This window comes from Streptomyces sp. NPDC033229, from assembly GCF_055576875.1.
Map to the genome: position 1 here is coordinate 185546 of NZ_JBVIQR010000008.1, position 25285 is coordinate 210830.

The window sequence follows — 25285 nt, forward strand, 5'->3', positions numbered from 1 at the left end:
CCATGGGTCGGGCCCCCATGGGTCGGGCCCGCGCTCACGCCTGGGTGCAGTCGTCCCTCAGCGGTTCTGCTGTTCCTTATCGGTTCTGCTGGAACTGCGGCCCCTGCGGTGGCAGCCGGAAGGCCGGGTCCGGCACGGGCCGCGCCTGCGGGTACCCGTAGGACGGCGGGTGCGGCTGCTGCTGCGGGTAGCCGTACGCCGGTTGCCCCGGTGGCTGCGCCGGGGGCGCCGTCACGGGCGCCGGGGGTTGCTGCGGGTAGCCGTACGCGGGCGCCCCCGTCGCGGCGGGCGCGTGGGCCGGCGGTTGCTGGGGGTAGCCGTACGAGGGCTGGGCGGCGGGCACCGAGGGCTGCACCGACGGCGGTGCGGCGGGCGGCGGCGGATAGCCGTAGCCGGGCGCCGACGTGGACGCTGGCGGCGTGGCAGGGGGCTGCGGGGCTGCCGGCTGCGGCGCGCGGGGCTGCGGGGTGGCTGCCACGGGCTCGGAGGCGGGTGCCGGGACGACTGCCTGGGTCGTGTCGTCCGTGGCGGGGCCCTGTGCACCCTGTGCGCTCTCCGAGGCGTCCGTGGCCCGTGCGGGGGCCGGGGTGGCCTCAGGCTCCTGTGCGGGCTCGGGGGCGGCCGTGCCCTCGGCGCCCTCGGACTCTTCGACGGAGATCCCGTACTCGGTGGCCAGGCCGACCAGTCCCGACGCGTACCCCTGTCCCAGCGCCCGGAACTTCCAGCCCTCCCCGCGGCGGTACAGCTCTCCGCAGAGCATCGCGGTCTCGTCGCCCGTCTCCGGCTGCACCTCGAAGACCGCCACGGGGTCCCCGGACGGCGGTGACGACTGGGACGGCTGCGTGCCGCCCGTCGTGTCGTACAGCAGCACCCGCAGATCCCGGACCTGGCCGAAGGAGCCGCCGTCCGCCGACGCGGCCAGGACGACCCGGTGCACCGAGCCGTCCAGCATCGCCAGATCGGCCTCGATCGAGTCCGTCAAGCCTTCGACCAGCCGCTTTTTCGGCAGATGGCGGACCAGACCGGACGGGTGCCGTGGCTGGTTGTAGAAGACGAAGTCCTCGTCCGAACGCACACGCCCCTCGTCGCCCAGGAGCAGCGCCGAAGCGTCCACGTCCGGGACGCCCGGGCCGGGAGTCCAGCGCAGTACGGCCCGTACGGTCCGGGCCTCCAGCGGGATGTTCGACCCCTTCAGCATCGCGTGCGTCATGCCCGCAATCCTGCCCTCCCACGTGGGCCGCGGACAACGTAGGGGGCGGTTACGCCGCTTCCTCGGTGACACTGGACACCGGAAGGACCCACGTGAGACATGAGACCGTCATGGACTTGGGGAACTCTTGACCCAATGCCGGACGTAACATAATCGGCCATGCTTCCGGCTGGACGGCCGGTGGACCGCAGCCACGGGGAGAGCGATGAGGCACTTCGGACATCTTGCGCCTGCGGTGCGGAATGGACTGTTCCACCAGGAGCCCGCGGAATTCGGAGCGGATTCCCCGGCCCGTACGCTCGCCGTCGCTCTCGGCGCCACGCTCTACAGCCCCGCGACCCGGCCGGCGCTCGCCCGGGACATCCTCAAGCAGGCCGACCGCGGTGTCGTGTCCATGGTCCTGTGCCTGGAGGACTCCATCGGTGACGACGAGGTGGCCGACGCGGAGGAGAACCTCGTCCGGCAGTTCGCGGAGCTGGCCGCCGCCGGTGCGGCGGGTGCGGACGGCGCTGCCGGCGGTCGCGTGCCGTTGTTGTTCGTCCGGGTCCGCGAGCCCCGGCAGATCACCGACCTCGTGCGACGGCTCGGCCCGGCCGGGCGGCTGCTGTCGGGATTCGTCCTGCCGAAGTTCACCGAAGAGCGCGGGGTGCCGTTCCTCGAAGCGCTGCTGGAGGCCGAGAGCGCCTGCGGCCGACGGCTGTTCGCCATGCCCGTCCTCGAGTCGCCCGAGCTGCTCCATCTGGAGACGCGGACCGAGACGCTGGCCGGGATAGCGCGCACCGTCGAGAAGTACCGGGACCGGGTGCTGGCCCTGCGCCTCGGCGTGACCGACTTCTGCTCCGCGTACGGGCTGCGCAGAGCGCCCGACATGACCGCCTACGACGTCCAGCTCGTCGCCTCCGTCATAGCCGACGTCGTCAATGTGCTCGGGCGTGCGGACGGCAGCGGTTTCACCGTCACCGGCCCGGTCTGGGAGTACTTCCGGGTGCCCGAGCGGATGTTCAAGCCGCAGCTGCGCCGCAGCCCCTTCGCCGGCCCGGCCGAGGCGCTGCGCACCGCTCTCATCCGGCACGACATGGACGGCCTGCTCCGCGAGATCCAGCTCGACCGGGCCAACGGCCTCCAGGGCAAGACCTGCATCCACCCCTCGCACGTCGCGCCCGTCCACGCGCTCTCGGTCGTCAGCCACGAGGAGTTCAGCGACGCCCAGGACATCCTGCGGCCGGAGCGCGACGGTGGTGGAGTGCTGCGCTCCGCCTATACGAACAAGATGAACGAAGTGAAGCCGCACCGCGCCTGGGCCGAGCGGACCCTGCTGCGCGCCGAGGTGTTCGGCGTCGCGCGGGAGGACGTCAGCTTCGTGGAGCTGCTGGCGGCGGGTGTGCAGACCGGATGAGCCGGATGAGTACGAAGCACGAGCGTAAGGACGGTATGGGGAACGACGGCGTGGTGTGGTCGGGGAGTTGGGTCGCGGACCGGCTCGGGGTCGGTCTGGAGGGTGACGCCGCTCTGCCGGAACTGCTGGGGCTCGCACTGCGGCGCAACCCCAAGCGGGCGCATCTGCTCGTCTCCAATGTGCTGGGCAAGCACGTCCCCACGAGTCCCCGGGCCGTGTACGGGCCCGGGCTCGCTCTCGGCCGGCGGGTGCGGGAGCTGCTGGGCGACGCGGATGCCGCGCGGGCGGTCGTGCTGGGTTACGCCGAGACCGCCACCGGGCTGGGACACGCGGTGGCGGACGGCATCGGGCTCGCCCCGTATCTGCACTCCACCCGGCGTCCCGTGCCGGGCGCCCTGCCCGTCGGCGGCTTCGAGGAGGAGCACAGCCACGCGACCTCGCACCTGCTGCTGCCCGAGGACCCGGAGCTGCTGTCGGGCGACGGCCCGCTGGTCCTGGTGGACGACGAGTTCTCCACGGGCCGTACGGTCCTGAACACCATCGCCGCCCTGCACGCGCGCTTCCCCCGTGAGCGGTACGTGGTCGTGGCCCTGGTCGACATGCGGTCGGACGACGACCGGGCCGGGCTGGCGTCGTTCGCGGCCGGGCTGGGAGCGCGGGTTGATCTCGTGGCCCATGCCTCGGGGACGGTGCTCCTGCCGGAGGGCGTGCTGTCGCGGGGGCAGGAGCTGGTCGCGGAGTACGAGGCGGCTGCCGCTTCTGTGGAGGCTGCCGCTGCCCCGGAGGCTGCCGCGAGCGAGGAGCGGCGGCGCGGCCTCCGGGGTGGGCCCGCCGCCTCCCGTCGCACTTCGGCCGCCCCCGTGCGTGTCGAACTTGGCTGGCCGGAGGGGCTCCCGGACGGTGGGCGGCATGGCTTCACCCCCGCGCACCGGGAGCTGTTGGAGGCAACCCTGCCCGGGATGGCCTCTCGTATCGCCCGGGCCCTGCCGTCGGATGCCTCGCGGGTGCTCGTCCTTGGTAACGAGGAGTTGATGTACGCCCCGCTGCGGCTCGCCGACTCCCTGGAGAGCCTGTCGTCCGACTTCTCCGTGAGCTACTCCACCACCACCCGCTCGCCCGTCCTCCCCGTGGACGACCCCGGCTACGCCATCCGCACCCGCATCCGCTTCCCCGCGCACGACAACCCCGCCGACGGCCCCGGCGAGCGGTACGCCTACAACGTCGCCGGTGCCGGCTTCGACGCCGTTGTGGTCGTTGTCGACTCGGTCGGTGATTCTCCTGAACTGGTCGCTTCAGGTGGGTTGTTGGACGCGCTGTCGGAATTCGTTCCGAGTGTTCTGTTGGTTGTTGTGCCCTCCTACGTTCCCGTCCACCGACAGGTGCCGTCCATGCCCGAACCGCTCCGCGGCCCCGCTTTCTCCTCGTACGCCCCCGACGAGGTCGGCTGGCTCCTCCAGGACCTCTCCGACGTCTCGCTCGAAGCGCCCACCGAGGAGCGCGAGGAGGCGATCCAGAGCGGCGGCGCGCACTACGCCGAGTCGCTGCCGGTCGAGTACCAGCCGAGCGCGGACTACCAGGCGCTCTTCCACTCCGCGCTCGACGCCTCCGCGTCCCGGATGGCGCGGGCGGTCGGCGTGGTCACCGAGACCGTGCTCGCCGAGCGTTCGCCCCGCCCGGTGCTGGTCTCGCTGGCCCGCGCCGGTACGCCCGTGGGTGTGCTGATGCGCCGCTGGGCGCGGCACGCGCACGGCCTCGACCTGCCGCACTACGCCGTCTCCATCGTCCGGGGACGCGGCATCGACACCACGGCCCTGCGCTGGCTCGCCGCCCACCACGACCCCGCCGACGTCGTCTTCGTCGACGGCTGGACCGGCAAGGGCGCGATCACCCGCGAACTGGCCGAGGCCCTCGAGGAGTTCGAGGGCTTCGACCCCCGGATCGCCGTGCTCGCCGACCCCGGCCACTGCGTCGAGACCTACGGCACCCGCGACGACTTCCTCATCCCGTCCGCGTGCCTCAACTCCACCGTCTCGGGGCTGATATCCCGGACCGTCCTGCGCGCGGACCTCGTCGGCCCGCACGACTTCCACGGCGCCAAGTTCTACCGGGAGCTGGCCGGCACCGATGTGTCGGGCGCCTTCCTCGACACCGTCTCCGCCCGCTTCGACGAGGTCGGCGAGGACGTCACCGCCGACGTCAAGGAGCTCGCCGCCACCGACCGCACGCCCACCTGGGAGGGCTGGGCGGCCGTCGAGCGGATCAGCGAGGCGTACGGCATCCACGACATCAACCTCGTCAAGCCCGGCGTCGGCGAGACCACGCGCGTCCTGCTGCGCCGCGTCCCGTGGAAGATCCTCGCCCAGCGCGGCGTCGGCGCGGACCTCGACCACGTGCGGCTGCTGGCCGCGCAGCGCGGGGTGCCGGTGGAGGAGGTCGACGGCCTGCCCTACAGCTGCGTCGGGCTGATCCACCCCCGCTACACCCGGGGTGCGACCGGCGCGGACGGCAAGGCGGTGGCCACGTGACCGTTCTCGTCGCCAGCGACCTCGACCGGACCCTCATCTACTCCGCCGCGGCCCTCGCCCTGGGCATGCCGGACGCGCAGGCGCCGCGGCTGCTGTGCGTCGAGACGTACCAGCACAAGCCGTTGTCGTACATGACGGAGACCGCGGCCATCCTGCTGGACGAGCTCGCCCGTACGGCCACGTTCGTGCCCACCACCACCCGTACCCGCGAGCAGTACGGGCGGATCCGGCTGCCCGGCCCCGTGCCCGAGTTCGCGATCTGCGCCAACGGCGGGGAGCTCCTCGTCCGGGGCGAGTCCGACCGGGACTGGCGGGCGGGGGTGGAGCGGCGGCTCGCCGACGAGTGCGCGACGCTGGCGGAGGTCCGCGCGCATCTGGCGGTGACCGCCGACCCGGCGTGGCTGCTCAAGGAGCGCACCGCCGAGGACCTCTTCGCCTACCTCGTCGTGGACCGGCCCCTGTTGCCGGACGCGTGGGTCAAGGAGCTTTCCGCGTGGGCCGGGGAGCGCGGCTGGTCCGTCTCCCTCCAGGGCCGCAAGGTCTACGCCGTGCCGAAGCCGCTGACCAAGAGCGCCGCCGTCGCCGAGGTCGCCCGCCGGACGGGCGCCCGTGAGGTGCTCGCCGCCGGTGACTCGCTGCTCGACGCCGACCTGCTGCTGGTCGCCGACCGCGGCTGGCGGCCCGGCCACGGCGAGCTGGCGGAGGCCGGCTGGACCGCGCCGCACGTCACCGCGCTGGAGACGAAGGGCGTGGCGGCGGGCGAGGAGATCCTCCGGGCGTTCGGCTCGGTGGTCGGTCCGGAATTCCGTCCGTAGGGGAGCGGGGGTGCGGCTAGGCTCCCGATGGGGCCTGTGGGTCGGTTGGATCCCGGTGCCCCGCCGAGCCGTACTCTTTTCGACCGGCAAGCCGAGGAGATCGTCCGATGGAGATCAAAAGGCCACCGCTCACCCCCGAGCTCTACGCGTACGTACTCGCCCACAACCCCGCGCTCGACTCCGCGCAGCGCGCCCTGGTCGACATCACCCGCACCGCGCTGCCCGGTGAGGCCGTCAAGCAGATCGCCGAGGAACAGGGCCCGCTGCTGGCCTTCCTCGTGCGGCTCACCGGCGCCCGGCACATCGTGGAGGTCGGTACCTTCACGGGTCTGTCGGCGCTGTCCATGGCCCAGGCGCTGCCCGCCGACGGCACGCTGATCACCCTCGACATCTCGGAGGAGTGGACGGCGTACGCGCGGGAGGCGTGGGCCGAGGCGGGGGTGGCCGACCGGATCGATCTGCGGATCGCGCCCGCCCTGGACTCCCTGCGCGCCATGCCCGCCGAGCCGCACATCGATCTCGCGTTCATCGACGCGAACAAGGACGGCTACATCGACTACTGGGAGGAGATCGTGCCGCGGCTGCGCCCCGGCGGTCTCGTCGTGGTCGACAACGTCCTCTTCGCCGGCGAGGTCGTCGACCCGGCCGCCGGGAGCATGGCCGCGTCGGTCGACGCGTTCAACGAGCACGCGGGGGCCGACGCGCGGGTGGAGTCGGTCATGCTCACCGTCGCGGACGGGCTGACCCTGGCGCGCCGGGTGTAGTCCACAAGCGCGGGACGGGCCGTTGTGCCCTCAGGGGTCGGAGGGGTTGAGCTCAGCCCTGTCAAGCCCGTCCGGCGCTTGAGGACGCGCCCGCAGGGCGCTCGCCGCCGCAGGCGGCACAGGCGGCCCGCAGCCGAAGATCCGCCGGATCCGGCCTCAGCCGCAGCAACCGCCCCCACAGCAACCGCCGCCTCCGCCCCCGCCGCCCGACCGCGGAGCGGAAGCCGCGCCACCGGTGACGGCGACGGTCGACAGCAGCTTCACGGTGTCCGTGTGCCCTTCGGGGCAGCTCGCGGGGGCGCCGGACTCGGCCATGGGCCGGTTGAGTTCGAAGGTGTCACCACAGGCTTTGCAGCGGTATTCGTAGCGAGGCATGCGGGCAGCATAACCAGCCGACGGGCCGGGGCGGCGGCCGATGGCCACGGTGCCTCAGCGGCCGCGCTCCTCACGGATCTCCTGGACCACACGGGCGACGGACTGCCGTACCGCCTCCGTCTCGGTGAGGAAGTGCCACCAGTCGGGGTGGCGGCCCTCCAGGCCCGCGACCGCCCGGTCCAGCCGGGCCACCGCGTCGTCCAGGGGGCGGGCGTGCCGCGGGTCCGGGGTGCTGCGGCCGGCCATCGCGAGCCGCTGCGCGTCGCGGATCGCGAAGCGGGTCCGGTCGACCTCCTTCTGGTGGTCGAACGACACCTCGTCCAGCCGCCGCAGCCGGTCGCCCGCCGCCGAGACGGCCTCCTCCGTGGTGTTCAACAGGGCCCGTACGGTCGCGAGTCGCGCTGTGGCGTCCGGCCAGCGCTGTTCGTCCCGCGCGGTCCGTGCCTCGGCCAGCTTCTCCTCGGCCTGCCGGACGGCGCGCTCGGCCTCCTCCGGCACCTGCTGGAGGTCCTGCCAGCAGGCGGCGCTGTAGCGGCGGCGCAGCTCGCTGAGGACGGGGGCGACGCCTGAGGCGCGGGTGGTGATCGCCTGTGCGCGCGTACGCAGCGAGACGAGCCGTTTGTCGAGGTCCGCGGCCTTCTGCGGGAGGTGGTCGGCCTCGCCGCGGATGGCCTCGGCCTCCCGCAGTACCCGGTCGGCACGCTGGATGGTCTCCTGCACGCCGTGCTGTCCGGCGCCCTGGTTGAGCTTGGTCAGCTCGGGGGAGAGCGCGGCGAGCCGCGCGGCCAGGTCGTCGGCCTTGATCCCGGAGGCCCGGACGGCGTCCAGCGCGTTACTGGCGGCGAGCAGCCCCTGCCGGGCCCGCTCGACGGCGGGTGCGAGCCGTGCCAGCTGCGTCTCCGCCGTACCCAGCAGGGGCCCGAGGCTCTGCCCGAACCGCTCCAGCTCGGCCTTGACCCGCTCCAGCTCGTCCTTGGCCCGGGTCAGATCGCCCCGCGCGCGGGCGGCGGACGCCCCGTCGAGGCCCTCGCGGTCCAGGTCGTGGGAGTCGACGGCGGTGATGTAGGCGTGGGAGACCTGGTCGATGCGCTGCCCGAGGTCGGCGAAGTCGCCGACCGCCTTGCGGGCGGCGGGGGAGGAGTCGACCGCGGTGATCGTCTCGATGGAGATCCGCAGATCACGCTGCGCGGTGTCCAGCTCGTAGAACGCCGCGGCCGCCGCGTCCTTGGCCGCCTGTGCGTCCGCCCGCTGCTCCTCGCCACGGCCCCAGCCCCAGCGGCGGGTGCCCCCGCCGGCGAAGGCGGCGGGCGCCATGGCGACCAGCAGGGGGAGCGGCAGCAGCGCGAGCGCGACCGTTTCCCGGGCCACGGCCGCCACAGCGCTGAAACGGCGACGTGCCGGTCGTACGGACTGCGCGAAGGTCGCCGTCACTTGCCCTCTCCCGATGGATCGCCCCAGGCCCGGATGCCATTCTCCCACCCGTTAAGGACGAACACACGGGCCGGTTAGTTCGCGGTTCGCACCGTGACTTCGCCGTTCTGGGTGCGCGCGGTCACCTTGCGGTGGCTGGCGCTGTCGCGGGGGACGTCCACGTCGACCTTGCCGTTCTGGCTCTCCGCGATCACGTCGTACGTGGCGCGGGGCAGCTCGACCTTCGTCGCGCCGTTGTCGCTGGAGACCTCCACCCGGTCGGGGACGCGGGTCAGCGAGAGGCGCACCGCGCCGTTGGAGGAGGCCGCCTTCACCCGCTGGGGGGCGACGCGGGCGGCGGCTATCCCACCGTTCGAGGACGACAGGTCGAGGTTGCCCTTGGAGTCCGCGACGTCGATCTTCCCGTTGTCGGTGTGAACCGCGAGGTCGGTGTCGAAGCCCCGCGCCCGCACCTTGCCGTTGTGGTCCCGCACGGTGACCTTCACCCCGCGCGGCACCTCGATGCGGTGCTTCGACGCGCAGCTGTTCATCAGCCCGTCGCAGTGCTCCCGCAACTTGAGCGTGCCGTCCTTCATCGCCCAGGTCGCCTTCGACTCCCCGCCCACGGTCCACCCGTCGAACCACCGGGTGACCTTGAGGTCCTTGGTCTTCGCGTCGACGGTCACCAGCTCGAGCTCGGAATTGTCCGCGTCCACGGTCAGCTCCCGCCCCTCCAGCGAGAACGTCCGCCGCTCCGGCTCCGCGTCCTCGGCATGGGCCCCGCCGCACCCGGTCAGCGTCACCCCGGCGGCCAGCACCGTACCGACGACGAGGGACAGACGGACGGCGGTGCGGCGACGAGAGCGGGGAAGCACGTGGGACTCCGTGGGTTAGGCATCGGGACTTGAGGGGCGCTCCCCGACTCTAGGGACCGGCGGGTGGTGCGCGGCATGTAGCCCACTCCCTGCTTCGGGGTGGGGTTATCCCCACCCCGACCCGGGTTTGCGGGGATACGGGCCGGGCCATGTAGGCTGTCCCCTCGTTCGGGGCGCATAGCTCAGCGGTAGAGCGCTGCTCTTACAAAGCAGATGTCGGCGGTTCAAATCCGTCTGTGCCCACAGATGTCATTGCAGGTGAAAGCCTGTGCAAGGCCCCTGGTCCCCTCGGACCGGGGGTCTTCTGCTTGATCAGAGTCCACATACAGTCCACATCCCCACGAAGGCTGTCGGGCCCCAATGGAGCCGCGCCGACTAGCCGGGCGAGCGGCGAGAAGCTCGCCGCTTCCGGCAGTCCTGGCACTGGTAGATCTTCTTCGCGACCTGGTCGCCGTAGACCGTGTCCACCAGCAGGGTGCCCTCCTTGTACTTTCCGCACTGGTAGCAGTACTGCTTACCTCCTCCCGCGCTCGTCATCAGCCCGCCTCCGCCGCTGTCTGCTGCGCCCGGATCAGCTCATGCACCGCGCCCGGATCGCACAGAGCGCTGTTGCTGTCGGGTGCGGTAAGCAGCCAGTAGCTGCCTGGAGGGTCGACACGGTGCGGGGCCGGCGGGCCTTCGGTTCGTATGCGTGAACTCGTGGCCGTGATGGCCAGGTCGCCCTCTCGCCAGGGCAGAGAGAGGCTGAGAAGGTTCCGGGGCATGAGCACTCAACCAGCGCGCATGGCGGATCACTGGTGGTGGCGGCCGGGTTGGCGGCCGGGCCGGAAGTTCTACACCTGGCATTTCACCTTCCAGGAGTCCCCTGACGTCCATCGTCTCGCGGGGGAGTACCGGCAGAGCCTGGCCACGGTCGCCGGGCTGGACCTCGTTCCGGACCGCTGGCTGCACCTGACGATGCAGGGGCTCGGCTTCGTGGACGAGGTATCCGAGCAGGACGCCAAGGCGATCGTCGACGCTGCCGCTACGCGCCTGAGCCGCGTGCCAGCCTTTGAACTCACCATGAAGCGCCCGGAGATCACCCCTGAGGCCATCCGGTGGGAGGCCTCGCCCGGCGAGCCGCCCAGGACGGTGCGGGCTGCAATCCGGGCAGCGATCGGGGCGGTGTGGGCCGCCGTTCCGGAGCCCGAGGACGGGTTCGCTCCCCACATCTCCATTGCCTACAGCAACGCGGAAGGCCCGGCGTCGCTGGTGGCGGATGTCCTGGCCGGGGTTGAGGCGGAGCCTGCCACCGCGCGGCTGGAGAGTGTGGAGCTGATCGTGTTGAACCGCGACCACCGGATGTATGAGTGGGAACGGTTCGCACGCGTGCCACTGGGGTGAGCCGACCGGCGGCTCCGGCGGGACCCCCGGGGCTACTTTCTTGATCCGGGGCCACCTCCGCCCCGTCCGTATCTGCGAGGCTGGCCCCCTCTGCCGGTTCGGCTTATGGAAGGCCCCCATGTTGCAGAACGTCTGGAAGCGCTACGGCCTCGTCGTGGCCGCGGGCACCGTGTGCATCGTCGTCAACTCCCAAGGCGTCGGGCCGTTATGGTTCACCGGGCTCGCCCTGGTCGTCGTCGGTCTGCTGATGCGCCGGGCGATGACCCTCGCGCAGCGTCCACCACGCGACGAGGTGCCGCCGCTGGCGCTCGACGTGCCCGTGAACGGCCGTTGGATGGCGCGCAACGGGCCCGCCACCAAGGTGCCCAGCCATACCCACAATCTCGCGCAGACCTACGCCATCGACCTGGCCCGCCGCCCGGCGCCGGAGCCCGTGTGGTTCTGGCCGGTGGCGCGGCGGCCCGAGGACTATCCGGCGTTCGGTGAGCCGCTGCTCGCCCCGGCGGACGGGCGGGTGGTGGCCGCCGGGGACGGGCAGCGGGACCATCTGTCGCGCTCCTCGCTGTTCGGAGTGCTCTACGTGGTCCCGGAAGGCTTCGTGCGCTCCCTCGTCTCTCCCCGGCATCTGCTGGGCAACCACCTCGTCCTCGACCTCGGCGGCGGGGTGTATGCCGTCTTCGCGCATCTGCGGCGCCGTTCGCTGAAGGTGGCCGTGGGCGACCGGGTCACGGCCGGGCAGGTGCTGGCCGAGTGCGGCAACTCGGGGAACTCCACCGAGCCCCATCTGCACTTCCAGCTCATGGACGGTCCCGACCTCACCTCCGCCCACGGCCTGCGCTTCAGCTGGCGGTACCAGGACGACGACGGTCAGGAGCACGACGGTGTGCCCGCCGACAACACCTGCTTCGCCCCTGCCCGGGCCGGCGCGGCGGACCGGCCGGACCCCTACGCCCCGTAGCCGGGTTGCAGTACGAAACGGACCAGCCGGACGCGGCCGTCGGGGGCGAACTCGCCGAAGGCGAAGACCTCTTGGCGCCGCGTCGGCCTCCCGTCGTGGCTCGTGGTGTAGCGGGCCGCGAAGCGGTTGCCCTCGCGCAGCGCCTCGTGGACGTCCACCGGGTAGGTGTGGCCCAGCTTCCGGCCCTCCTCCAGGGCCTTCAGGACGCCGGAGCGCTGCATCACCTTCCCCCCGATCTGGTGCAGCGCGTCGGGGGTGTGGAAGCGGTCGTGGGCGTCGGCGGCCGGGACCGCCGGGTCGTACCCGGCGGCGTAGAAGGCCCGCAGGTAGTGCGCCGGGTCCTGGGCCGGGGTCGGCTCGGCCCCGGAGGCGGGCGGCGGCGCCGGGGCGGTGCCCGGCGCGGGGCGGGACGCGCTGTCGAACGGGTCGTCCTTGCCCGGCCCCGACCAGCCGGCGCGGCCGGCGGAGAAGATGTCGGTACGGGCCACCCGCCCGTCCTCGGCCAGCTCGGCGAAGACGGCCGTGTCGGTGGCGCTCTGGACCTTCCACAGCATGGGCGTGCCGATCGTGTACCGGGCGGCGGCCCGGTTCCCCTCCACGGTCACCTCGTGGATGTACAGCTCGTACGGCGCGCCGAGGGAGCGCCGGGAGCGGACGCCGCGCAGGATCTTCTTCCGGTCCCACTCCCGGCCGTTGACCCGGTGGGTGCCGTCGGGCAGGTGGTAGCGGTCCCAGACCTCCTCGACCGGGTCCTCCCCGTCGAAGGCGTCGGCGTGGTAGGCGCGGAGGTACCCGGCGAAGTCCTCCGCGGCGGTGGGGCGGTGCGTGCTGCTCATGGTGCTCTCCTGGTTGTCTTGACGGGGATGGCACCGCCCTCGGGCCCCAGGGGCGGCGTTGTGGTGATACGGAACTCGCGGCGGAGGGCGGCCCGGGCGGCGAAGTGGCCGCACATGCCGTGCACGCTGGGGCCGGGCGGCGTCGACGCGGAGCACAGATACACCCCGGGCAGGGGGGTGCGGTACGGATTCCAGGCGGGCGTCGGTCTGAGGACCGACTGGGTGAGCGTGATGGCTCCCGCGCCGATGTCGCCGCCGGGGTAGTTCGGGTTGTACCGCTCGTAGTCGGCCGCCGGCACGCCGCGCGCCGCGAGGACCGTGTCGGCGAACCCCGGGGCGTACCGCTCGATGCGACGAGTGATCAGCGGCACCGGGTCACGGGTGTCGCCGTTGGGCACGTGCGCGTAGGCCCACACCGGGCGGCGGCCCCCCACGGCACGGCCGGGGTCGGTCACGGCCGGGTCGACGAGCAGCACGAACGGCTCCTCGTCGGCCGCGCCCCGGACGGCCGCGTTCTCCGCCCTGAGCGTCTCGGCGCGGGTGCCGCCCAGGTGCACGGTCCCGGCCCGGCCCACCTCGGGGTCGGCCCACGGGATGGGCTCGCTGACCAGGAAGTCGGCCTTCGCCGCGCCGGGGCCGTAGCGGAAGCGCTCCAGAGCTCGGCGGTAGCGCGGCGGCAACCGGTCGCCGGCCAGGGCCAGCAGGCCGCGCGGTGTGGTGTCCAGCATGATCACCCGGGCGTCCAGCTCCGCGAGGTCGGTGACCCGGTGGCCGGTGTGCAGCACCCCGCCGTGTGCCCGCAGGTCGTCGGCGAGCGCCTCGGCCATGCGGACGCTGCCGCCCTGCGGCAGCGGCCAGCCGGTCGCGTGCGCCAGGTGCCCGAGCAGCAGCGAGATGGCGCCCGCGGGCAGGCTGGGCAGCCGGCCCACCGCGTGCGCCGCGACCCCGGTGAGCAGGGCGCGGGCAGCTTCGGTGCGCAGCCCGCCGCCCCGCAGGAGGTGGTCGAGCACGCGCGGGCCGAGCAGCAGCGGGGCCGCCAAGTCGGAGGGGAGGGACCGCTGGCCGGACAGCAGGAAGTCGGTGACACCCGTGCTGTGCCGCACCAGTGGCTCCATCAGCCGCCGCCAGCGCCCGCCGTCCGGGCCGAGCCGGGCGCAGGTCCGCGCCAGGTCGCGGTAGGCGAACGCGGCGTCGCCGCCGTCCAGCGGGTGCGCGTAACTGATCGGCGGCTGGAGCAGCCGGACGCCGCGGGCCGCGAGGTCGAACTCTCGGAAGAACGCGGACGCGGCCGCCATCGGATGCACGGCGGCGCAGATGTCGTGCCACACCTCGGAGTCGAACAGGGCCTCGCCGCGCAGACCGCCGCCGATCGCGGCGGCCTGCTCGTGGACGTGCACGGTCAGCCCGGCGCGGGCCAGGGTGACGGCGGCGGCCAGACCGTTCGGGCCGCTGCCGACGACGGCGACGTCGGCGCGCGTCATGTGAGCGCGTCCTCGGCCGCGAACTGCTGGCTGGCGAGCCGCCGGTACACCTCGTCGGACGCGATGAGCTCCCGGTGGGTGCCGATCGTCCGCACGCGACCCTCCTCCATCACGATGATGCGGTCGGCCTGCACGACGGTCGACAGCCGGTGCGCGATGGCCAGCACGGCACATTCGCCGGCGGCCTCCGCCATCGTGTCGCGCAGCGCGGCCTCGGTGTCGCTGTCCAGGTGCGCGGTGACCTCGTCCAGCAGGATCACCTCAGGCCGTTGCAGCAAGGTGCGCGCGATGGCGAGCCGTTGCCGCTGGCCGCCGGACAGGCCCGCGCCGCGCTCACCGAGCACCGTGTCGAGCCCGTCGGGCAGAGCGGCGACGAAGTCCTCCAGGCTGGCGAGCCGCAGCGCGCGGGCGATGTCCGCGGCACTGGCGTCGGGGTTCGCATACGTCAGATTCTGGCGGATCGTGCCGCGCAGCAGCGGCGCGTCCTGCTCGACGTAGCCGACCAGCGACCGCAGCTCGGCGAGCTTGAGGGTGGCGGTGTCGTGGCCCGCGACATGGATCGTGCCGGAGTCCGGCCGGTGGAAACGCTCGATGAGCTGGAACGTCGTCGTCTTCCCGGCGCCGGAGGGACCGACGATCGCGGTCAGGCCGCGCCGCGGCAGGCTGAACGAGACGTCCCGCAACACCGGGACGTCCTCCTGGTAGGAGAAGCCGACGCCCTCGAAGCGGACCGCGGGGGCCGACTCCAGGACGGCCGCGCGCTCCCCGGGCGCTTCGTCCCCCTCCTTTTGATCCTCCTCTTCCTCCTGCGGGATGGCCCCCAGCTCCGTCACGCGCTGGATGGCGGCGCGGCCCTGCTGGATCTGGCCGATCGACATGAAGAGCATCACCAGCGGCGACACCACGTAGAAGAGATACATCACGAACGACGTGAGGTCGGCGGGCGACAGCGACCCGGTGGCGACCCGGGCCATGCCCCAGGAGATGACGACGGCGAGCGAGAGCTGCGTGCCGACGTTCATCGCCGGGGTGAGCAGCGAACTGAACCCGGTGACCCGGATCCCGCTGTGCCGCACCCGGTCGGCCAGCCGCGCCAGTTCCTCGGTCTCCCGCTCCTCGGCGCGCGACGCCTTGACCGTGGTGATGGCGCCGAGCACACGCTGCAGCCCCGAGCCGAACGCGCCGATGTTCTCCCGGTTCTTCAGGGCGGCGATGCGCACCTGGCGGGCCAGCAGCAGCGCACCGCCGCTGGCCAGACCGAGACAGCCGACCGTGGCGAGCAGCAGCTTCCAGTCGAGCAGGGCCATCAGCACGATGCCGCCGGCCACCATGAAGACGGAGGTGACCACCTGCGCCAGCGCCTGCGCGATGACCAGACAGGCGATGGAGGTGTCGGACACGGTGCGCGCGAAGACGTCACCGTGCTCCAGGCGTGAGAAGGCGGGGAACTGGCTGCGCAGCAGCCGGCCGCCCAGGACGCGCCGGGCGTCGAAGACGATGTTCTCGCCGGCCCGGCCGATCGCGTAGGCGTGTCCGGCGTTCAGTGCCGCGTCCGCGACGAAGAACACCGCGATGAACGTGACGGTCCAGGCGATCGGCTTGTCCAGGGCCACGGCCTCGATCAGCCGGCCCAGCATCCAGGGCTGGGCGAGCGTGGCCGCCGCGCCGACCAGGCCCATGCCGACACCGATGATCAGCAGAACCTGGTGGCGGCGGACTATCTCCCGGAGATTCATGCGGACTTGGTGTAGGACGCGACGAACAGACCGGCCGCGGGGGAGTACGCCGTCCGCTGCCAGTCACTGTAGTGACCCTCCGGCCGCAGCCCCGCGTCCCGTGCGTAGCCGTCCACCTCGTCGGGGGTGAGCAGGCGCACGGCCTCGGTGCCGATGCGGTGGGTGCCGTCCGCCTCGAACCACACCGTGGACACCTGCCAGACGCGGTTGTCCATCAGGAGCGTGGCGTGCATCTGGATGCCCGTGTTCGGCTCCGGGTAGGGCACGAATATCGTGGTGCGCGTCTGCCCCTCGTGCTGGGCTACGATGCCCGGCCGGTTGTGGGTCTCGACCACCAACCGGCCGCCCGGCCGCAGCAGTTCGGCCGCGCGGGCGATGGCTGCCCGCTGCCCCTCGGGGTCGAGGATCTGCGCGAGCGTGGAGCAGACGCAGTAGACCAGGCCGTAACTCCGCTCGCCGCGGTAGGTCCGGATGTCGCCGAGCTCGGCGGTCACCTCGCCCTCGTCGGCCTTCTTCGCAAGGGCCGCCAGCATCTCCGGCGAGGAGTCCACCCCGGTGACCGGGCCGACGCGGTGCGACAGCGGTAGCGCGATCCGGCCGGTCCCGACGCCGAACTCCAGCGTGCCCGAGGCCGGGTCCGGGTGGAGGCCGGCCAGGGCCTCGACGGCGACCCGCGCGGAGGCGTCGTCCTGGAAGATGCGGTCGTACCAGCCCTCGAACTGCTTGCCGTAGCCGATGTCCGCGATCGTCATGGGTTCTCCGTTTCTGTGTGCGTGGGACCCCCGTCGCGGAGGTCCCGGTCTCAGGCGGCCCGCAGGAAGCCCGGGGAGACGGGGTTCATCGCCTGATAGGTGGAGACGTAGAGAACCTCGGGATCCTCGCTGTCGTCGTGCCCGCTCGCGCGCACCACGGAGAACTGGAAGCCGCGCACCTCGGAGACGTTCGGGGCGTCCCTGATCTGCTTCCTGATGAACTCGGCGAGGACCCGGAAGGGCGGCGATCCGGTGGGGTCCTCGCCCTTGGCGATGTTCTTGATGATGGCGCTGCAGATGTCGAACACCGCCTTTTCCGTGCGGCGGGAGGAGAACCAGAACGCCTGGATCATCCTGCGGTCCTGGATCAGGTCGAGTTCGATCCAGGGCGACGTCTCACGGCTCTCGTCGAGCGTGCGGTAGAGGTAGTGGTAGTCGTGCGTCGCGGGGTTCGGCGCGAAGAACTTCCAGTTCGGCACGAGGGAGAACAGGTCCTTCTCCCGCCCGCGCTCGAAGGCCGGATGCGGGTGCTGCGCGGACAGCGTCGTCAGCAGCAGGGCCGCGCCCGCGAGCCGGGTCAGGGCGCCGGGGCCGGTGAAGGCGTCCTTCAGCAAGGTGGTGGGGTTCACTTCTTCTCACTCGCCTTTCCCGGGAGCTCCCCGGCCGGGCCCTCGACGGCCGGCGGCACGCAGTGACCGTTCACGAAGTCCGCGATCAGATCCGCCGCGGTACGCGCGTGACGGGCGTCGGTCAGGATCGTGTCGTGCCCGCCGCGCTCGACGACCGTGACGTCCCCGTGCCGTCCGGCCGCCCGGTGGGCCCGGACGATGTCGTGGTACATCAGCAACTGCTCGGGGTCGATGTCGACCGTCACCTGCGCCGCGACGACCAGGCCCGGGGCCGGCACCGGGGGCAGGTCCCCTTCGAAGGACTGGAACTCCTCGCGCACGGCCTTCCACTCCCGGGCCGCCGCCGTCCACAGCCGTGAGTCGGTGTAGAGGGCGAACGCCTTGTCCCGGTAGGCGTAGGGCAGATGGTCCACCCAGCGGGGGCGCGTCATCAGCGAGCCGAAGCCCAGCTTCGTCCAGCGCGCCATGTCCGTCATCGAGTCGGTGAACAGCTCGCTGCCCTTGCGCTGCTTGTCCGACCGGATGAGCTGCGCCGGGTGCGAGGGGTCGAGATAGACGACGCCGGCCACCCGGTCACCGAGCTGCGCCACGGCCCGCCGGTTCAGCTCCGCGCCCAGGGAGTGCCCGACGAGCACCACCTTGCGGTCCTCGGGCAGGGCCTGGCGGATCAGGTCCACCAGGTCGTCCACGGACTCCTGGATGCTGTACGGGGACTCCTTCACCCGGCGGCTCGGGCCGTAGCCGGCCCGGGCGTAGGTCACCACGGGCTGGCCCCGGTCGAACGCCAGGCGCTCCACGATCCACGCGAAGTGCTCGGTGGTCGAGGCGAGGCCGTGGTTGAAGACGAGGACCGGGCGGTCGGCGAGGTCCCGGCCGCCGGTGTCGTACCGCAGCACATTGCCGTAACGCGTGGTGACGGTACGGGAGTTAGGCCAGCCCTCCACGGCGCGGGCCCGCCGCTGCGTGGCCAGCACGGCCGACGCGGTGACGCCGCCGGCCAGCAGCACCAGCGCGGTCTTGACCATCCGGTCGTCCCGGCCGGCGACCACCGGCAGCGTCCTGGGCGCGGTGGTGTAGGCGACCATGGGGTGCATCGCGGGGAACGCGGTCATGAACCGGCCCAGGCCCATGACGAACGCGTTGGCGATATGGAAGCTCCCGGCCGCGCCGATCATCGGCCGGGTCAACTTCCCGCCCGCCAGATAGACGACGGGGAAAAGGCATTCCATCGCCAGCACCGCGTGCTGCGTGAGCCTGCTGGCCCGGGGGTAGCGCTGCGTCAGCCGGTACGCGCGCTCGAAGCCGTAGGTACGGGTCCGCAGCACGCCGGGCAGGGCCGAGCCGTCACGCCACTTCGTGCCCGCCAATTTCGCCCAACCGGACGTCGCGTAGGACATGTTGGCCTGGATCGCGAGATACCACATCAGGGCATCCTTGACCTGCGGGCTGTTCGACAGCCGCGCCAGCCCGGTGACCGCCTGCACCTGCGTGGCGACTTGGTCCGAGCCGTCCGTGCCGTATCGGTGGCGGGCCTGCAGAAGCGTGGTGGAGACACCGAGGTAGAGGTTGCCCGCCGCCCGCCACTTGCCGTTCCCCGGCAGGAGCATCCCCAGGCTGCAGGCGGCGCGCGTGGCGTGCAGGGCCAGCGTGGTGCGCCTGCCGCTCACGGCGTCGGTGAGCTTCTGAACGGCCGGAATCTTGCTCTCCGGCGTCTGCTTCATGATTTCCCAGTCATTGAGCCCGCCGGGGCCCAGATTCCGGTGCTGGTGGAGGTATTCCAGGGAAGAGGACAGAGTGGAAAGGGCCGCAAGTCGTTCCGATATGCCTATCGCCCGGTCCCGGGAAATCGGAATCGGAGAAAAAAGCGAAGAAGTAAGCTTCTTTATCAGCTGCATGCCGAAAGTTTGCTCCGCGTCGAATCGGCTGAGGGTAGAGTCGAGAGGGCTGTCGGGCCGCGATTCCGCCGCGGCCCGACAGACCCTCCCCGCCCCCGGGCGGACAGCTCCCACAGGGCACTCTCAGAAGCCCGCAGGGCTTCTCAACAGGTGGCGCTCAGTCCGGCAGGACGTCAGTCGTTGGCGCCGGCCTCGTACGCCTGGACGGTGACCCACGCGGCACCGGCACCGCCGGCGAAGCCCACGCCGAAGGCGACCAGGGCCGGGGTGGCCTGAATCGGCATCATCGCGCCGAACTCGCCATGGGTCTCGTCCGTCAGCTTCTCGGGGGTGACGGCGACAACGCTGTCGATAATCTTGCTCATCGCGCTTGTTTCCCTTCGGTGGTGTTTTCGGTGGTGTTTATGGGATGAAGGCTCAGCCGTTGATGCGGCCGGTGACGTACGCACCGACCACGGCACCGGCGCCGGCGACGGCGCCGCCGACGTACCAGCAGGTGGCAACGGCCGCCACGGGGGTGGCCAGGACCGGGCCGGCGTCGTCCTGGTAGCCCTGCTCGAGTGCGCCGAGGTCCTGCTCGTTCATGAACGCGGCGATCTTCTGCTCCATCGCGCTCTCCTCCGTCTCTTTATGTCGAGTACTGCATTCGGAATGCTGCGTGGTGGTTCTTTCGCACCGGGACGCGGATACGGCCTTTCCCGGCGGGATCTCACGGCAAGACTCCCGCCAGGAAATGCCAGGGGTGTCGGACCGGTATCGGGCCTTTGGACGCACATGCGTCACAGGGAGAATTGAATTCGTGGTGCGCCATCTCGATGGGACATGCGCGGCCTTGGGTCCCGGGTTCGGGGACCGAATCATCCCGGACGTCGGCCGGTAATCCATGCGTCGGGTGGTGCCAGTGCCTCGAAATCACTTTTTCGGTGGCGATCACCACACTAGCGGGCTGTCGATCAATGAGAACAGGCCATAAAGATTTCTGGCCGGATCCATAGCGTGCCGCCCGCCGTCGGGGGCTACCCCCGGTACGGGCCCGACCTGCGCTTCTGCTGCCCGGGTCCGGTACGCCATGGGTAATGTACGGGTAAAGGAGTGGCTGATTCCGCTCCCCTGGAAGTCTCCGGAATCCCTATTTTTCCAAGAAAACGGAAATATCACTCGGGGGTGTGCGGGGTGCCGAGCAGTTGAACGGGAGAACGCGCCTCATCTGTCATTGTCGGAACGTGCGCTCACGGTCCGGCCGCCGAGGCGGCGTCGAAAGCGTCCGCCCGTGCCCTCAGCGCGGGTCGGCGAAGCCGTCCTGGTTGTCCAGCGCCCGGCGCAGCCTGAGCAGAAGGGTCACGGCCCGCATCACGAAACCGACGGCCGCCAGGAGGGACGCGCAGGTGAACAGCGCCGACTCCGCACCGCGGCCCAGATCCAGGAACAGGGCGGGGCTCGCCACAATGAGGAACAGCAGCGCGGCCACGGCGCAGCCGCTGGCCACCGCGTAGCTGATCTCCACGGTGATGGCGTCGCGGCTCTCCTGACGACGTGCTCCGGACATGCGTCGCCCCTCTCTCGGTCCCTTCATCCACGCCAGTCTGTCATTCCGCGAGCATGGAGGGGCGCACGTCTCGACACGGGCGGGCAGCGCCCCCCCGACGAGGCCTGTGAGGTCGACGAGGCGCGCGGCCTCACGCCGCGGGCGGTTCCGTCCTCGGGGGCCGACCGGGGCGGCCCGACTGATGGGGCCGCCCCGACTGATCCGGCCGGTCCGGACGGCCCGATCGGTCGGGGCGGTCCGGGACCCGTAGCAGCGGGCTGGTGTGGCGGTGGAGCCAGGCGCGGTAGGCGGGGTTGGCCCGGATCAGTTGTTCGTACGCGTCCTGGAGGTCGCCGAACAGGGCGTCGAGTTCGGCCGGTGGCATGGAGCAGGGTCTCGACGCGAGGAACAGCCGGGCGGCCAGGGGGTCGCCGTGCAGGGGGCGGAGCACCGTGCCGGGCGCCGGATCGGCGGTGGGCTGGCAGGGGCGTACGGCCTCGCCGGAGGCGACGAGTTCGGCGGCGGTCGTGCTGTCGCGGACATGCACGAGGCGGGGGTCGAGCCCCGCGGAGGTGAACGCGCGGCGCAGCGCCGCGCATTCGTCGTCGGCCGTCGGGTCGACGATCCAGGGTTCGTCGGCGAGGTCCGGGAGTCTGATCACCGGCTGGTCCGCCGCGGGGTGACCCGCGGCCAGGGCGACGAACCTCGGCTCACGCGCGACGAGCATGCGTCGCTCCACCCCCGGCGGGACGGTCAGGGGGAAGCCGTCGAACTCGTGGATCAGGGCGATGTCGAGCTGGTTCGTCGCCAGCAGCTGGAGCAGCGTGTCCGCGGACACCTCTATATGGATCGTGGTGTCCGTGTCGGGCAGGCGGGTGTGGACGCGCCCCAGCCAGCCCGTCACGGCGCGGCTGCCGATGCTGCCGATCCGCAGGCGCGAGCCCCCGGAGCCCACCGCCGCGTCCCGGGCGGCCGTCACCAACGCGGTCATCTCGGCCACGATGGGCCGCGCCCGGGACAGCACCGAGTGACCCAGCGGTGTCGGCCGGCTCCCGGTTTGGCCGCGGGTGAAGAGGAGGCCGCCGATGGCCCCTTCGATCCGGCTGAGCTGAGTGGTGAGGGAGGGCTGGGTCATGCCCAGCTGTAACGCCGCTTTACGCACACTTCCCGCGTCGGCTATGGCCAAAAGCGCACGGAGGTGCCTGACCTCTAGCTCCACGGGGGGAGCATAACCGCGCCTCGTGCGTCACACCAGACACAGCGGGGGCAGGGTAGGTGATTGATCGGTGCTATGGCCACTTGGCATCATCCGCACCATTGATATCTCGTCAGAGACTCTCCGGGACCAAAGAGTTCACCCGACGCTCCTCGGCCGCCTGTCCACCCCGTGCGGCCGAAGGTGCTCGGAACGAATGGAGTCCCCCACATGAACCGCTCCACGATGGTGCTCTCGGCAGCACTCGGCCTCGGACTGGCCGCGAGCATGACGGCCGTGCCCGCTTCGGCGGCGACGGCGCACACCGACCAGCAGTTCACGCAGTCCTCGTACGTCGGCTCGGCGGCCGAGGAGGCGAACAACAAGGCCTTCTTCGAGGCCGTGATGAAGTCCGCGAAGGCGAAGCAGGCCGCGAAGCCGGGCCTGCGCGCCGTCACCGTCACCTACGACGCCAGCAGAGCCCCCAGCTTCGCCGCCCAGATAGCCAGCAGCGCGCGGATCTGGAACAGCTCCGTGAGCAACGTCCAGCTGCGTGCGGGCACCAACGCGGACTTCACGTACCGCGAGGGCAACGACTCCCGTGGCTCCTACGCGAGCACCGACGGCCACGGTCGCGGTTACGTCTTCCTCGACTACCGGCAGAACCAGCAGTACGACTCCACCCGCGTCACCGCCCACGAGACCGGTCACGTCCTCGGCCTGCCGGACCACTACTCCGGCCCGTGCAGCGAGCTGATGTCCGGCGGCGGCCCCGGCCCCTCCTGCCGGAACGCCAACCCGAACAGCGCCGAGCGCAGCCGGGTCAACTCGCTGTGGGCCAACGGCATGACCGCGTTCAACAAGGACGCCTTCACCAAGGCGCACTGACCGCGCACTGACCCGCGAGGTCGCGCGAGCGGCCCGTAGGGCGCCCGCAGGGACGCCCGCGCGACCCCGAAAGGGGCTCTCAAGTGGTCTCCCGTCGATCCGACGGGGGTCCCCGGCGGCTTCTCCGCATGATCACCAACAGCCCCTGGGTGATCTTCCGGACGATCCTGCGACGCACGACGACGGCGGCCCGGCTCCTTCTCGGAACCGGGCCGCCGTCCCATGCCAGCCACCCCCGGCCCGTCGAGGGCGCATACTGAAGCCAATGACGAAGCCAAGAGCGACCCGACGTTACTTGCCCACCAGCCCCTTCAACACCCCGCCCGTGACGCTTCCGGTCGAGCACTTCGCCGTAGGGGACCGCGTCACACACGACCGGTACGGTCTCGGACGGGTCATCGGCGTCGAGGACGGCATCGCCGTGCTCGTCGACTTCGCATCGCGCCAGGAGCGGATTCCGGGGCCCTTCACCAAGCTGACCAAGCTCTGACCGCACCCGTGGCGCCGCGATTCACCTATCCGGAGGTGGGAGCCACCGGGCGGGATCCGCTGCCCGGCGGGTACTCCCACCTCCGCGTCAGCACGCCCACGGGCCACGGCCGGGCCGTTTTCGAGGCGGCCGCCGACGCCGTGCTGACCTGGGGCATGCACCGGGCCGCGGGGGTGCGGATCCCCGACGGCACGCCTCCCGCCGCGTACGGCGTCACCGTGACCCCCGGCGTCGGCATCGGCCCCCTGCGGATCTCCGGCCCCTGCGCGGTGGCCTGGGCGTTACGGGAGGAGCGGCAGGCCGGCTTCGCGTACGGGACCCTGCCGGGCCACCCCGAGACGGGGGAGGAGGCGTTCGTCGTGACGATCGACGACGCCGGGAACGTCACGCTGACCGTCACCGCCTTCAGCCGGCCCGCGCGCTGGTTCACCCAGGCCGCCGGACCGCTGGTGCCCCTCTTCCAGCGGGCGTACGCGCGGGGCTGTGGACGCGCCCTGCGCAAGGAAGCCGCCCGCAGGGTGAGCCGGGCCTGATCCCGCCCCCGCCCCGCCTTCCGCCGCTCTCGCGCGCCCGCGTCCCACCGGCGTACGGAATCCCCTGTACCGCTCCACCGGCCCGGCTGCGCGGGCCCGCTCGCGCGGCTTCGGTATTCCCGCGCTACCGCGTCGGGACCCACTTCGTACGGTCGGCGCCGAAGCGGGCGCGTGCGGGTGCGTAGCCGGTGCGTACGGGTGCGTACCCGGGGTGTGTACGAGTGCGTGTACGGGGCCTACGGGGTGGTCGGTGCCTCGGCGGGTTCCGGGCGGGTCATGAGGAACGCCGCCCCCGAGCCGGCGGCGAAGAGCGCGAAGACCGAGACGGCCGTGCCGAACCAGGTCGCCCCCAGCCATTGGCCGCCGAAGTAGCCGAGGCTCACGCTGTACGCCGCCCAGGTCAGACCCGCCAGCGCGGACCAGGGGAGGAACTCGGCGGCCCTGCGATGCGCCACCCCCGCGCCCAGGCTCACCACGGACCGCCCCGCGGGCGCGAACCGGGCCAGCACGACGAGCGGGCCACCGCCGCGCAGCAGCGCCGTGCCGAGCTTGGCCTGGGCCGCGGTCAGCCGGCGGGAGCGGGAGATGGCACGGTCGAAGCGGTCGCCGCCGCGCCAGGCGAGGCGGTAGGCGACCAGGTCGCCGAGAACGGACGCGGTGGCGGCGCACATCACGAGAGCGAACATCTCGGCGAATCCGGCGTGGCCCCGGGCGGCGTCGGCCGCCGCGTCGGCGGCGGTGCCCGCGGCCGCGGTGGCGGCGGTGATCACCAGGACCCCGCTCGGCAGCACCGGGAGGAAAACGTCAAGGAGAACGGACAAGCCGACGATCACATAAATCCATGGCGTGGTGGCCAACGCCCCCAACTGCTCCAGCACGTCCTGATCTCCCGGTACGGTCCCCCGCCGCGACGTCGCAGGGGAGCGGCAGGGGCGGCCTTCACAACCGTACAGCGTACGCCTGGGGCTCCTGGGGCGCGGGAGTGGGGGTTGTGATGTTGTGAACGTCACGGGCCGTGAGGGGCTCGTCGGCGCACCACAAGTGCGGCGCGGTCACGCACCAGGAGGGGCCCGGCGGTGCCGGACCCCTCCTGGTGACGGGCGGTGCGGACGACCCGGGGCCGCCCTCGCGGTCAGACCGCGCTGGGGGTGCGCTGCGGAGCGGACGCCTGGGCGTCCTCGCCACCGGAGCGGGAGAAGAGGCGGTCCAGCGAGAGGGCGCCGGGACCGGTGAAGACGAGCAGGAAGAAGGCCCAGCAGAACATCGCCGAGGCCTCGCCGCCGTTCTGCAGCGGCCACAGGGCGCTGCTCTGGTGCATGTCGAAGTACGCGTACGCCATGGAGCCGGAGGCTATGAAGGCCGCGCTGCGGGTGCCGAGGCCGAGCAGCACCAGGCCGCCGCCCACGAGCTGGATGACCGCGGCGTACCAGCCGGGCCAGGTGCCGGCGGAGATCGTGCCGCCGCCGACCGCGCCACCGAGGACGCCGAACAGGGAGGCGGCGCCGTGGCAGGCGAAGAGCAGGCCGACCACGATGCGGAAGGCGGAGAGGACGTAGGGGCGGGCGGCGTCGAGCCGGGCGGTGAGCGCCGAGGCCGAAGACGTGGGGGGCATGG

26 protein-coding genes and 1 tRNA gene are annotated in these 25285 nt (G+C 71.9%); 10 read left to right on the plus strand and 17 right to left on the minus strand.

Annotated features, from left to right (window positions below; translation table 11 throughout):
* Positions 1-76 precede the first annotated feature (76 nt).
* Positions 77-1210: a TerD family protein gene (locus tag ACZ53N_RS10445; protein ID WP_469140495.1), complete on the minus strand. Its 1134-nt coding sequence runs from the start codon at positions 1208-1210 to the stop codon at positions 77-79.
* Positions 1211-1415: 205 nt separating this feature from the next.
* Here ACZ53N_RS10445 and ACZ53N_RS10450 point away from each other — a divergent pair, with 205 nt between their 5' ends.
* The 4 genes from ACZ53N_RS10450 (at position 1416) to ACZ53N_RS10465 (ending at position 6710) form a co-directional block, all read left to right on the plus strand.
* Entirely contained in the window at positions 1416-2606 is a 1191-nt protein-coding gene (locus ACZ53N_RS10450; RefSeq protein WP_469140496.1) for an HpcH/HpaI aldolase/citrate lyase family protein, read from the plus strand.
* Between the two features lie 5 nt (positions 2607-2611).
* A complete protein-coding gene (locus ACZ53N_RS10455) occupies positions 2612-5131 on the plus strand; it encodes a phosphoribosyltransferase (RefSeq protein ID WP_469140497.1) in 2520 nt (839 codons plus the stop codon).
* Positions 5128-5946, plus strand: coding sequence for an HAD family hydrolase (locus ACZ53N_RS10460; protein ID WP_469140498.1), 819 nt, complete (start codon positions 5128-5130; stop codon positions 5944-5946). Before ACZ53N_RS10455 ends, ACZ53N_RS10460 begins: the two co-directional genes overlap by 4 nt.
* Before the next feature lie 107 nt (positions 5947-6053).
* Complete coding sequence (locus tag ACZ53N_RS10465) at positions 6054-6710, plus strand: O-methyltransferase (RefSeq protein WP_469140499.1); 657 nt, start codon at positions 6054-6056, stop codon at positions 6708-6710.
* Positions 6711-6866: 156 nt separating this feature from the next.
* Here the strand turns inward: ACZ53N_RS10465 and ACZ53N_RS10470 are convergent, their stop codons facing one another.
* The 3 genes from ACZ53N_RS10470 to ACZ53N_RS10480 all read right to left on the minus strand — a co-directional run bounded on the left by ACZ53N_RS10470 (position 6867) and on the right by ACZ53N_RS10480 (position 9370).
* Positions 6867-7085: a zinc ribbon domain-containing protein gene (locus tag ACZ53N_RS10470; RefSeq protein WP_399931769.1), complete on the minus strand. Its 219-nt coding sequence runs from the start codon at positions 7083-7085 to the stop codon at positions 6867-6869.
* 54 nt (positions 7086-7139) lie between these two features.
* The gene (locus ACZ53N_RS10475) at positions 7140-8516 is read right to left on the minus strand and encodes a hypothetical protein (protein ID WP_469140500.1); all 1377 of its coding nucleotides are present in this window, start codon (positions 8514-8516) and stop codon (positions 7140-7142) included.
* Between the two features lie 74 nt (positions 8517-8590).
* Positions 8591-9370: a DUF4097 family beta strand repeat-containing protein gene (locus ACZ53N_RS10480; RefSeq protein WP_469140501.1), complete on the minus strand. Its 780-nt coding sequence runs from the start codon at positions 9368-9370 to the stop codon at positions 8591-8593.
* 171 nt (positions 9371-9541) lie between these two features.
* Here ACZ53N_RS10480 and ACZ53N_RS10485 point away from each other — a divergent pair.
* A tRNA-Val gene (locus ACZ53N_RS10485) sits at positions 9542-9613 on the plus strand.
* Positions 9614-9745: 132 nt separating this feature from the next.
* On the opposite strand, the gene ACZ53N_RS10490 is transcribed toward ACZ53N_RS10485, so the two are convergent.
* Positions 9746-9907 carry a hypothetical protein gene (locus ACZ53N_RS10490; RefSeq protein WP_469140502.1) on the minus strand — a complete coding sequence of 54 codons (162 nt, stop codon included), beginning with the start codon at positions 9905-9907 and terminating at the stop codon, positions 9746-9748.
* A 246-nt stretch (positions 9908-10153) separates the two neighbouring features.
* Here ACZ53N_RS10490 and ACZ53N_RS10495 point away from each other — a divergent pair, with 246 nt between their 5' ends.
* Positions 10154-10753, plus strand: coding sequence for a 2'-5' RNA ligase family protein (locus tag ACZ53N_RS10495; protein ID WP_469140503.1), 600 nt, complete (start codon positions 10154-10156; stop codon positions 10751-10753).
* A gap of 118 nt (positions 10754-10871) precedes the next feature.
* Positions 10872-11711: a M23 family metallopeptidase gene (locus ACZ53N_RS10500; protein WP_469140504.1), complete on the plus strand. Its 840-nt coding sequence runs from the start codon at positions 10872-10874 to the stop codon at positions 11709-11711.
* On the opposite strand, the gene ACZ53N_RS10505 is transcribed toward ACZ53N_RS10500, so the two are convergent.
* From ACZ53N_RS10505 to ACZ53N_RS10550, 10 genes are all read right to left on the minus strand, one after another.
* Positions 11699-12547 (minus strand): nuclear transport factor 2 family protein, encoded by an 849-nt coding sequence (locus tag ACZ53N_RS10505; RefSeq protein WP_469140505.1) that lies wholly within the window; start codon positions 12545-12547, stop codon positions 11699-11701. The genes ACZ53N_RS10500 and ACZ53N_RS10505 overlap by 13 nt on opposite strands.
* Positions 12544-14028 carry a phytoene desaturase family protein gene (locus tag ACZ53N_RS10510; protein ID WP_469140506.1) on the minus strand — a complete coding sequence of 495 codons (1485 nt, stop codon included), beginning with the start codon at positions 14026-14028 and terminating at the stop codon, positions 12544-12546. The genes ACZ53N_RS10505 and ACZ53N_RS10510 overlap by 4 nt, the downstream gene beginning before the upstream one ends.
* On the minus strand, positions 14025-15764 hold the full coding sequence (locus tag ACZ53N_RS10515) for an ABC transporter ATP-binding protein (protein WP_469140507.1): 1740 nt from the start codon (positions 15762-15764) through the stop codon (positions 14025-14027). The genes ACZ53N_RS10510 and ACZ53N_RS10515 overlap by 4 nt, the downstream gene beginning before the upstream one ends.
* The gene (locus ACZ53N_RS10520) at positions 15761-16516 is read right to left on the minus strand and encodes a class I SAM-dependent methyltransferase (RefSeq protein WP_469140508.1); all 756 of its coding nucleotides are present in this window, start codon (positions 16514-16516) and stop codon (positions 15761-15763) included. Before ACZ53N_RS10520 ends, ACZ53N_RS10515 begins: the two co-directional genes overlap by 4 nt.
* Positions 16517-16566: 50 nt before the next feature.
* Positions 16567-17145: a hypothetical protein gene (locus ACZ53N_RS10525; protein ID WP_469140509.1), complete on the minus strand. Its 579-nt coding sequence runs from the start codon at positions 17143-17145 to the stop codon at positions 16567-16569.
* Positions 17142-18866, minus strand: a complete 1725-nt coding sequence (locus ACZ53N_RS10530) for an alpha/beta fold hydrolase (RefSeq protein ID WP_469140510.1) — start codon at positions 18864-18866, stop codon at positions 17142-17144. Before ACZ53N_RS10530 ends, ACZ53N_RS10525 begins: the two co-directional genes overlap by 4 nt.
* A 347-nt stretch (positions 18867-19213) precedes the next feature.
* Positions 19214-19405, minus strand: coding sequence for a hypothetical protein (locus ACZ53N_RS10535; protein WP_130877564.1), 192 nt, complete (start codon positions 19403-19405; stop codon positions 19214-19216).
* Positions 19406-19457: 52 nt separating this feature from the next.
* The gene (locus tag ACZ53N_RS10540) at positions 19458-19649 is read right to left on the minus strand and encodes a hypothetical protein (RefSeq protein WP_469140511.1); all 192 of its coding nucleotides are present in this window, start codon (positions 19647-19649) and stop codon (positions 19458-19460) included.
* A gap of 667 nt (positions 19650-20316) precedes the next feature.
* Entirely contained in the window at positions 20317-20586 is a 270-nt protein-coding gene (locus ACZ53N_RS10545; RefSeq protein ID WP_469140512.1) for a DUF6332 family protein, read from the minus strand.
* A 130-nt stretch (positions 20587-20716) separates the two neighbouring features.
* Positions 20717-21784 carry a LysR family transcriptional regulator gene (locus tag ACZ53N_RS10550; protein ID WP_469140513.1) on the minus strand — a complete coding sequence of 356 codons (1068 nt, stop codon included), beginning with the start codon at positions 21782-21784 and terminating at the stop codon, positions 20717-20719.
* Positions 21785-21991: 207 nt separating this feature from the next.
* Here ACZ53N_RS10550 and snpA point away from each other — a divergent pair, with 207 nt between their 5' ends.
* The 3 genes from snpA (at position 21992) to ACZ53N_RS10565 (ending at position 23671) form a co-directional block, all read left to right on the plus strand.
* Positions 21992-22648, plus strand: coding sequence for a snapalysin (snpA, locus tag ACZ53N_RS10555; protein ID WP_469140514.1), 657 nt, complete (start codon positions 21992-21994; stop codon positions 22646-22648).
* Positions 22649-22913: 265 nt separating this feature from the next.
* Positions 22914-23138 (plus strand): hypothetical protein, encoded by a 225-nt coding sequence (locus ACZ53N_RS10560; RefSeq protein WP_130877559.1) that lies wholly within the window; start codon positions 22914-22916, stop codon positions 23136-23138.
* Between the two features lie 8 nt (positions 23139-23146).
* Entirely contained in the window at positions 23147-23671 is a 525-nt protein-coding gene (locus ACZ53N_RS10565) for a DUF1990 family protein (protein WP_469140515.1), read from the plus strand.
* Positions 23672-23907: 236 nt separating this feature from the next.
* Here ACZ53N_RS10565 and ACZ53N_RS10570 read toward each other — a convergent pair whose 3' ends face one another.
* Positions 23908-24549, minus strand: coding sequence for a DedA family protein (locus tag ACZ53N_RS10570; protein ID WP_469140516.1), 642 nt, complete (start codon positions 24547-24549; stop codon positions 23908-23910).
* 254 nt (positions 24550-24803) lie between these two features.
* Complete coding sequence (locus tag ACZ53N_RS10575; RefSeq protein ID WP_469140517.1) at positions 24804-25283, minus strand: DoxX family protein; 480 nt, start codon at positions 25281-25283, stop codon at positions 24804-24806.
* Positions 25284-25285 lie beyond the last annotated feature (2 nt).

Coding starts and splice junctions, on each gene's coding strand:
- ACZ53N_RS10445 (WP_469140495.1), bottom strand. CDS start 1,210: ATGACGCACGCGATGCTGAAGGGGTCGAACATCCCGCTGGAGGCCCGG.
- ACZ53N_RS10450 (WP_469140496.1), top strand. CDS start 1,416: ATGAGGCACTTCGGACATCTTGCGCCTGCGGTGCGGAATGGACTGTTC.
- ACZ53N_RS10455 (WP_469140497.1), top strand. CDS start 2,612: ATGAGTACGAAGCACGAGCGTAAGGACGGTATGGGGAACGACGGCGTG.
- ACZ53N_RS10465 (WP_469140499.1), top strand. CDS start 6,054: ATGGAGATCAAAAGGCCACCGCTCACCCCCGAGCTCTACGCGTACGTA.
- ACZ53N_RS10470 (WP_399931769.1), bottom strand. CDS start 7,085: ATGCCTCGCTACGAATACCGCTGCAAAGCCTGTGGTGACACCTTCGAA.
- ACZ53N_RS10490 (WP_469140502.1), bottom strand. CDS start 9,907: ATGACGAGCGCGGGAGGAGGTAAGCAGTACTGCTACCAGTGCGGAAAG.
- ACZ53N_RS10495 (WP_469140503.1), top strand. CDS start 10,154: ATGGCGGATCACTGGTGGTGGCGGCCGGGTTGGCGGCCGGGCCGGAAG.
- ACZ53N_RS10500 (WP_469140504.1), top strand. CDS start 10,872: ATGTTGCAGAACGTCTGGAAGCGCTACGGCCTCGTCGTGGCCGCGGGC.
- ACZ53N_RS10505 (WP_469140505.1), bottom strand. CDS start 12,547: ATGAGCAGCACGCACCGCCCCACCGCCGCGGAGGACTTCGCCGGGTAC.
- ACZ53N_RS10510 (WP_469140506.1), bottom strand. CDS start 14,028: ATGACGCGCGCCGACGTCGCCGTCGTCGGCAGCGGCCCGAACGGTCTG.
- ACZ53N_RS10515 (WP_469140507.1), bottom strand. CDS start 15,764: ATGAATCTCCGGGAGATAGTCCGCCGCCACCAGGTTCTGCTGATCATC.
- ACZ53N_RS10520 (WP_469140508.1), bottom strand. CDS start 16,516: ATGACGATCGCGGACATCGGCTACGGCAAGCAGTTCGAGGGCTGGTAC.
- ACZ53N_RS10530 (WP_469140510.1), bottom strand. CDS start 18,866: ATGAAGCAGACGCCGGAGAGCAAGATTCCGGCCGTTCAGAAGCTCACC.
- ACZ53N_RS10535 (WP_130877564.1), bottom strand. CDS start 19,405: ATGAGCAAGATTATCGACAGCGTTGTCGCCGTCACCCCCGAGAAGCTG.
- ACZ53N_RS10540 (WP_469140511.1), bottom strand. CDS start 19,649: ATGGAGCAGAAGATCGCCGCGTTCATGAACGAGCAGGACCTCGGCGCA.
- ACZ53N_RS10545 (WP_469140512.1), bottom strand. CDS start 20,586: ATGTCCGGAGCACGTCGTCAGGAGAGCCGCGACGCCATCACCGTGGAG.
- snpA (WP_469140514.1), top strand. CDS start 21,992: ATGAACCGCTCCACGATGGTGCTCTCGGCAGCACTCGGCCTCGGACTG.
- ACZ53N_RS10560 (WP_130877559.1), top strand. CDS start 22,914: ATGACGAAGCCAAGAGCGACCCGACGTTACTTGCCCACCAGCCCCTTC.
- ACZ53N_RS10575 (WP_469140517.1), bottom strand. CDS start 25,283: ATGCCCCCCACGTCTTCGGCCTCGGCGCTCACCGCCCGGCTCGACGCC.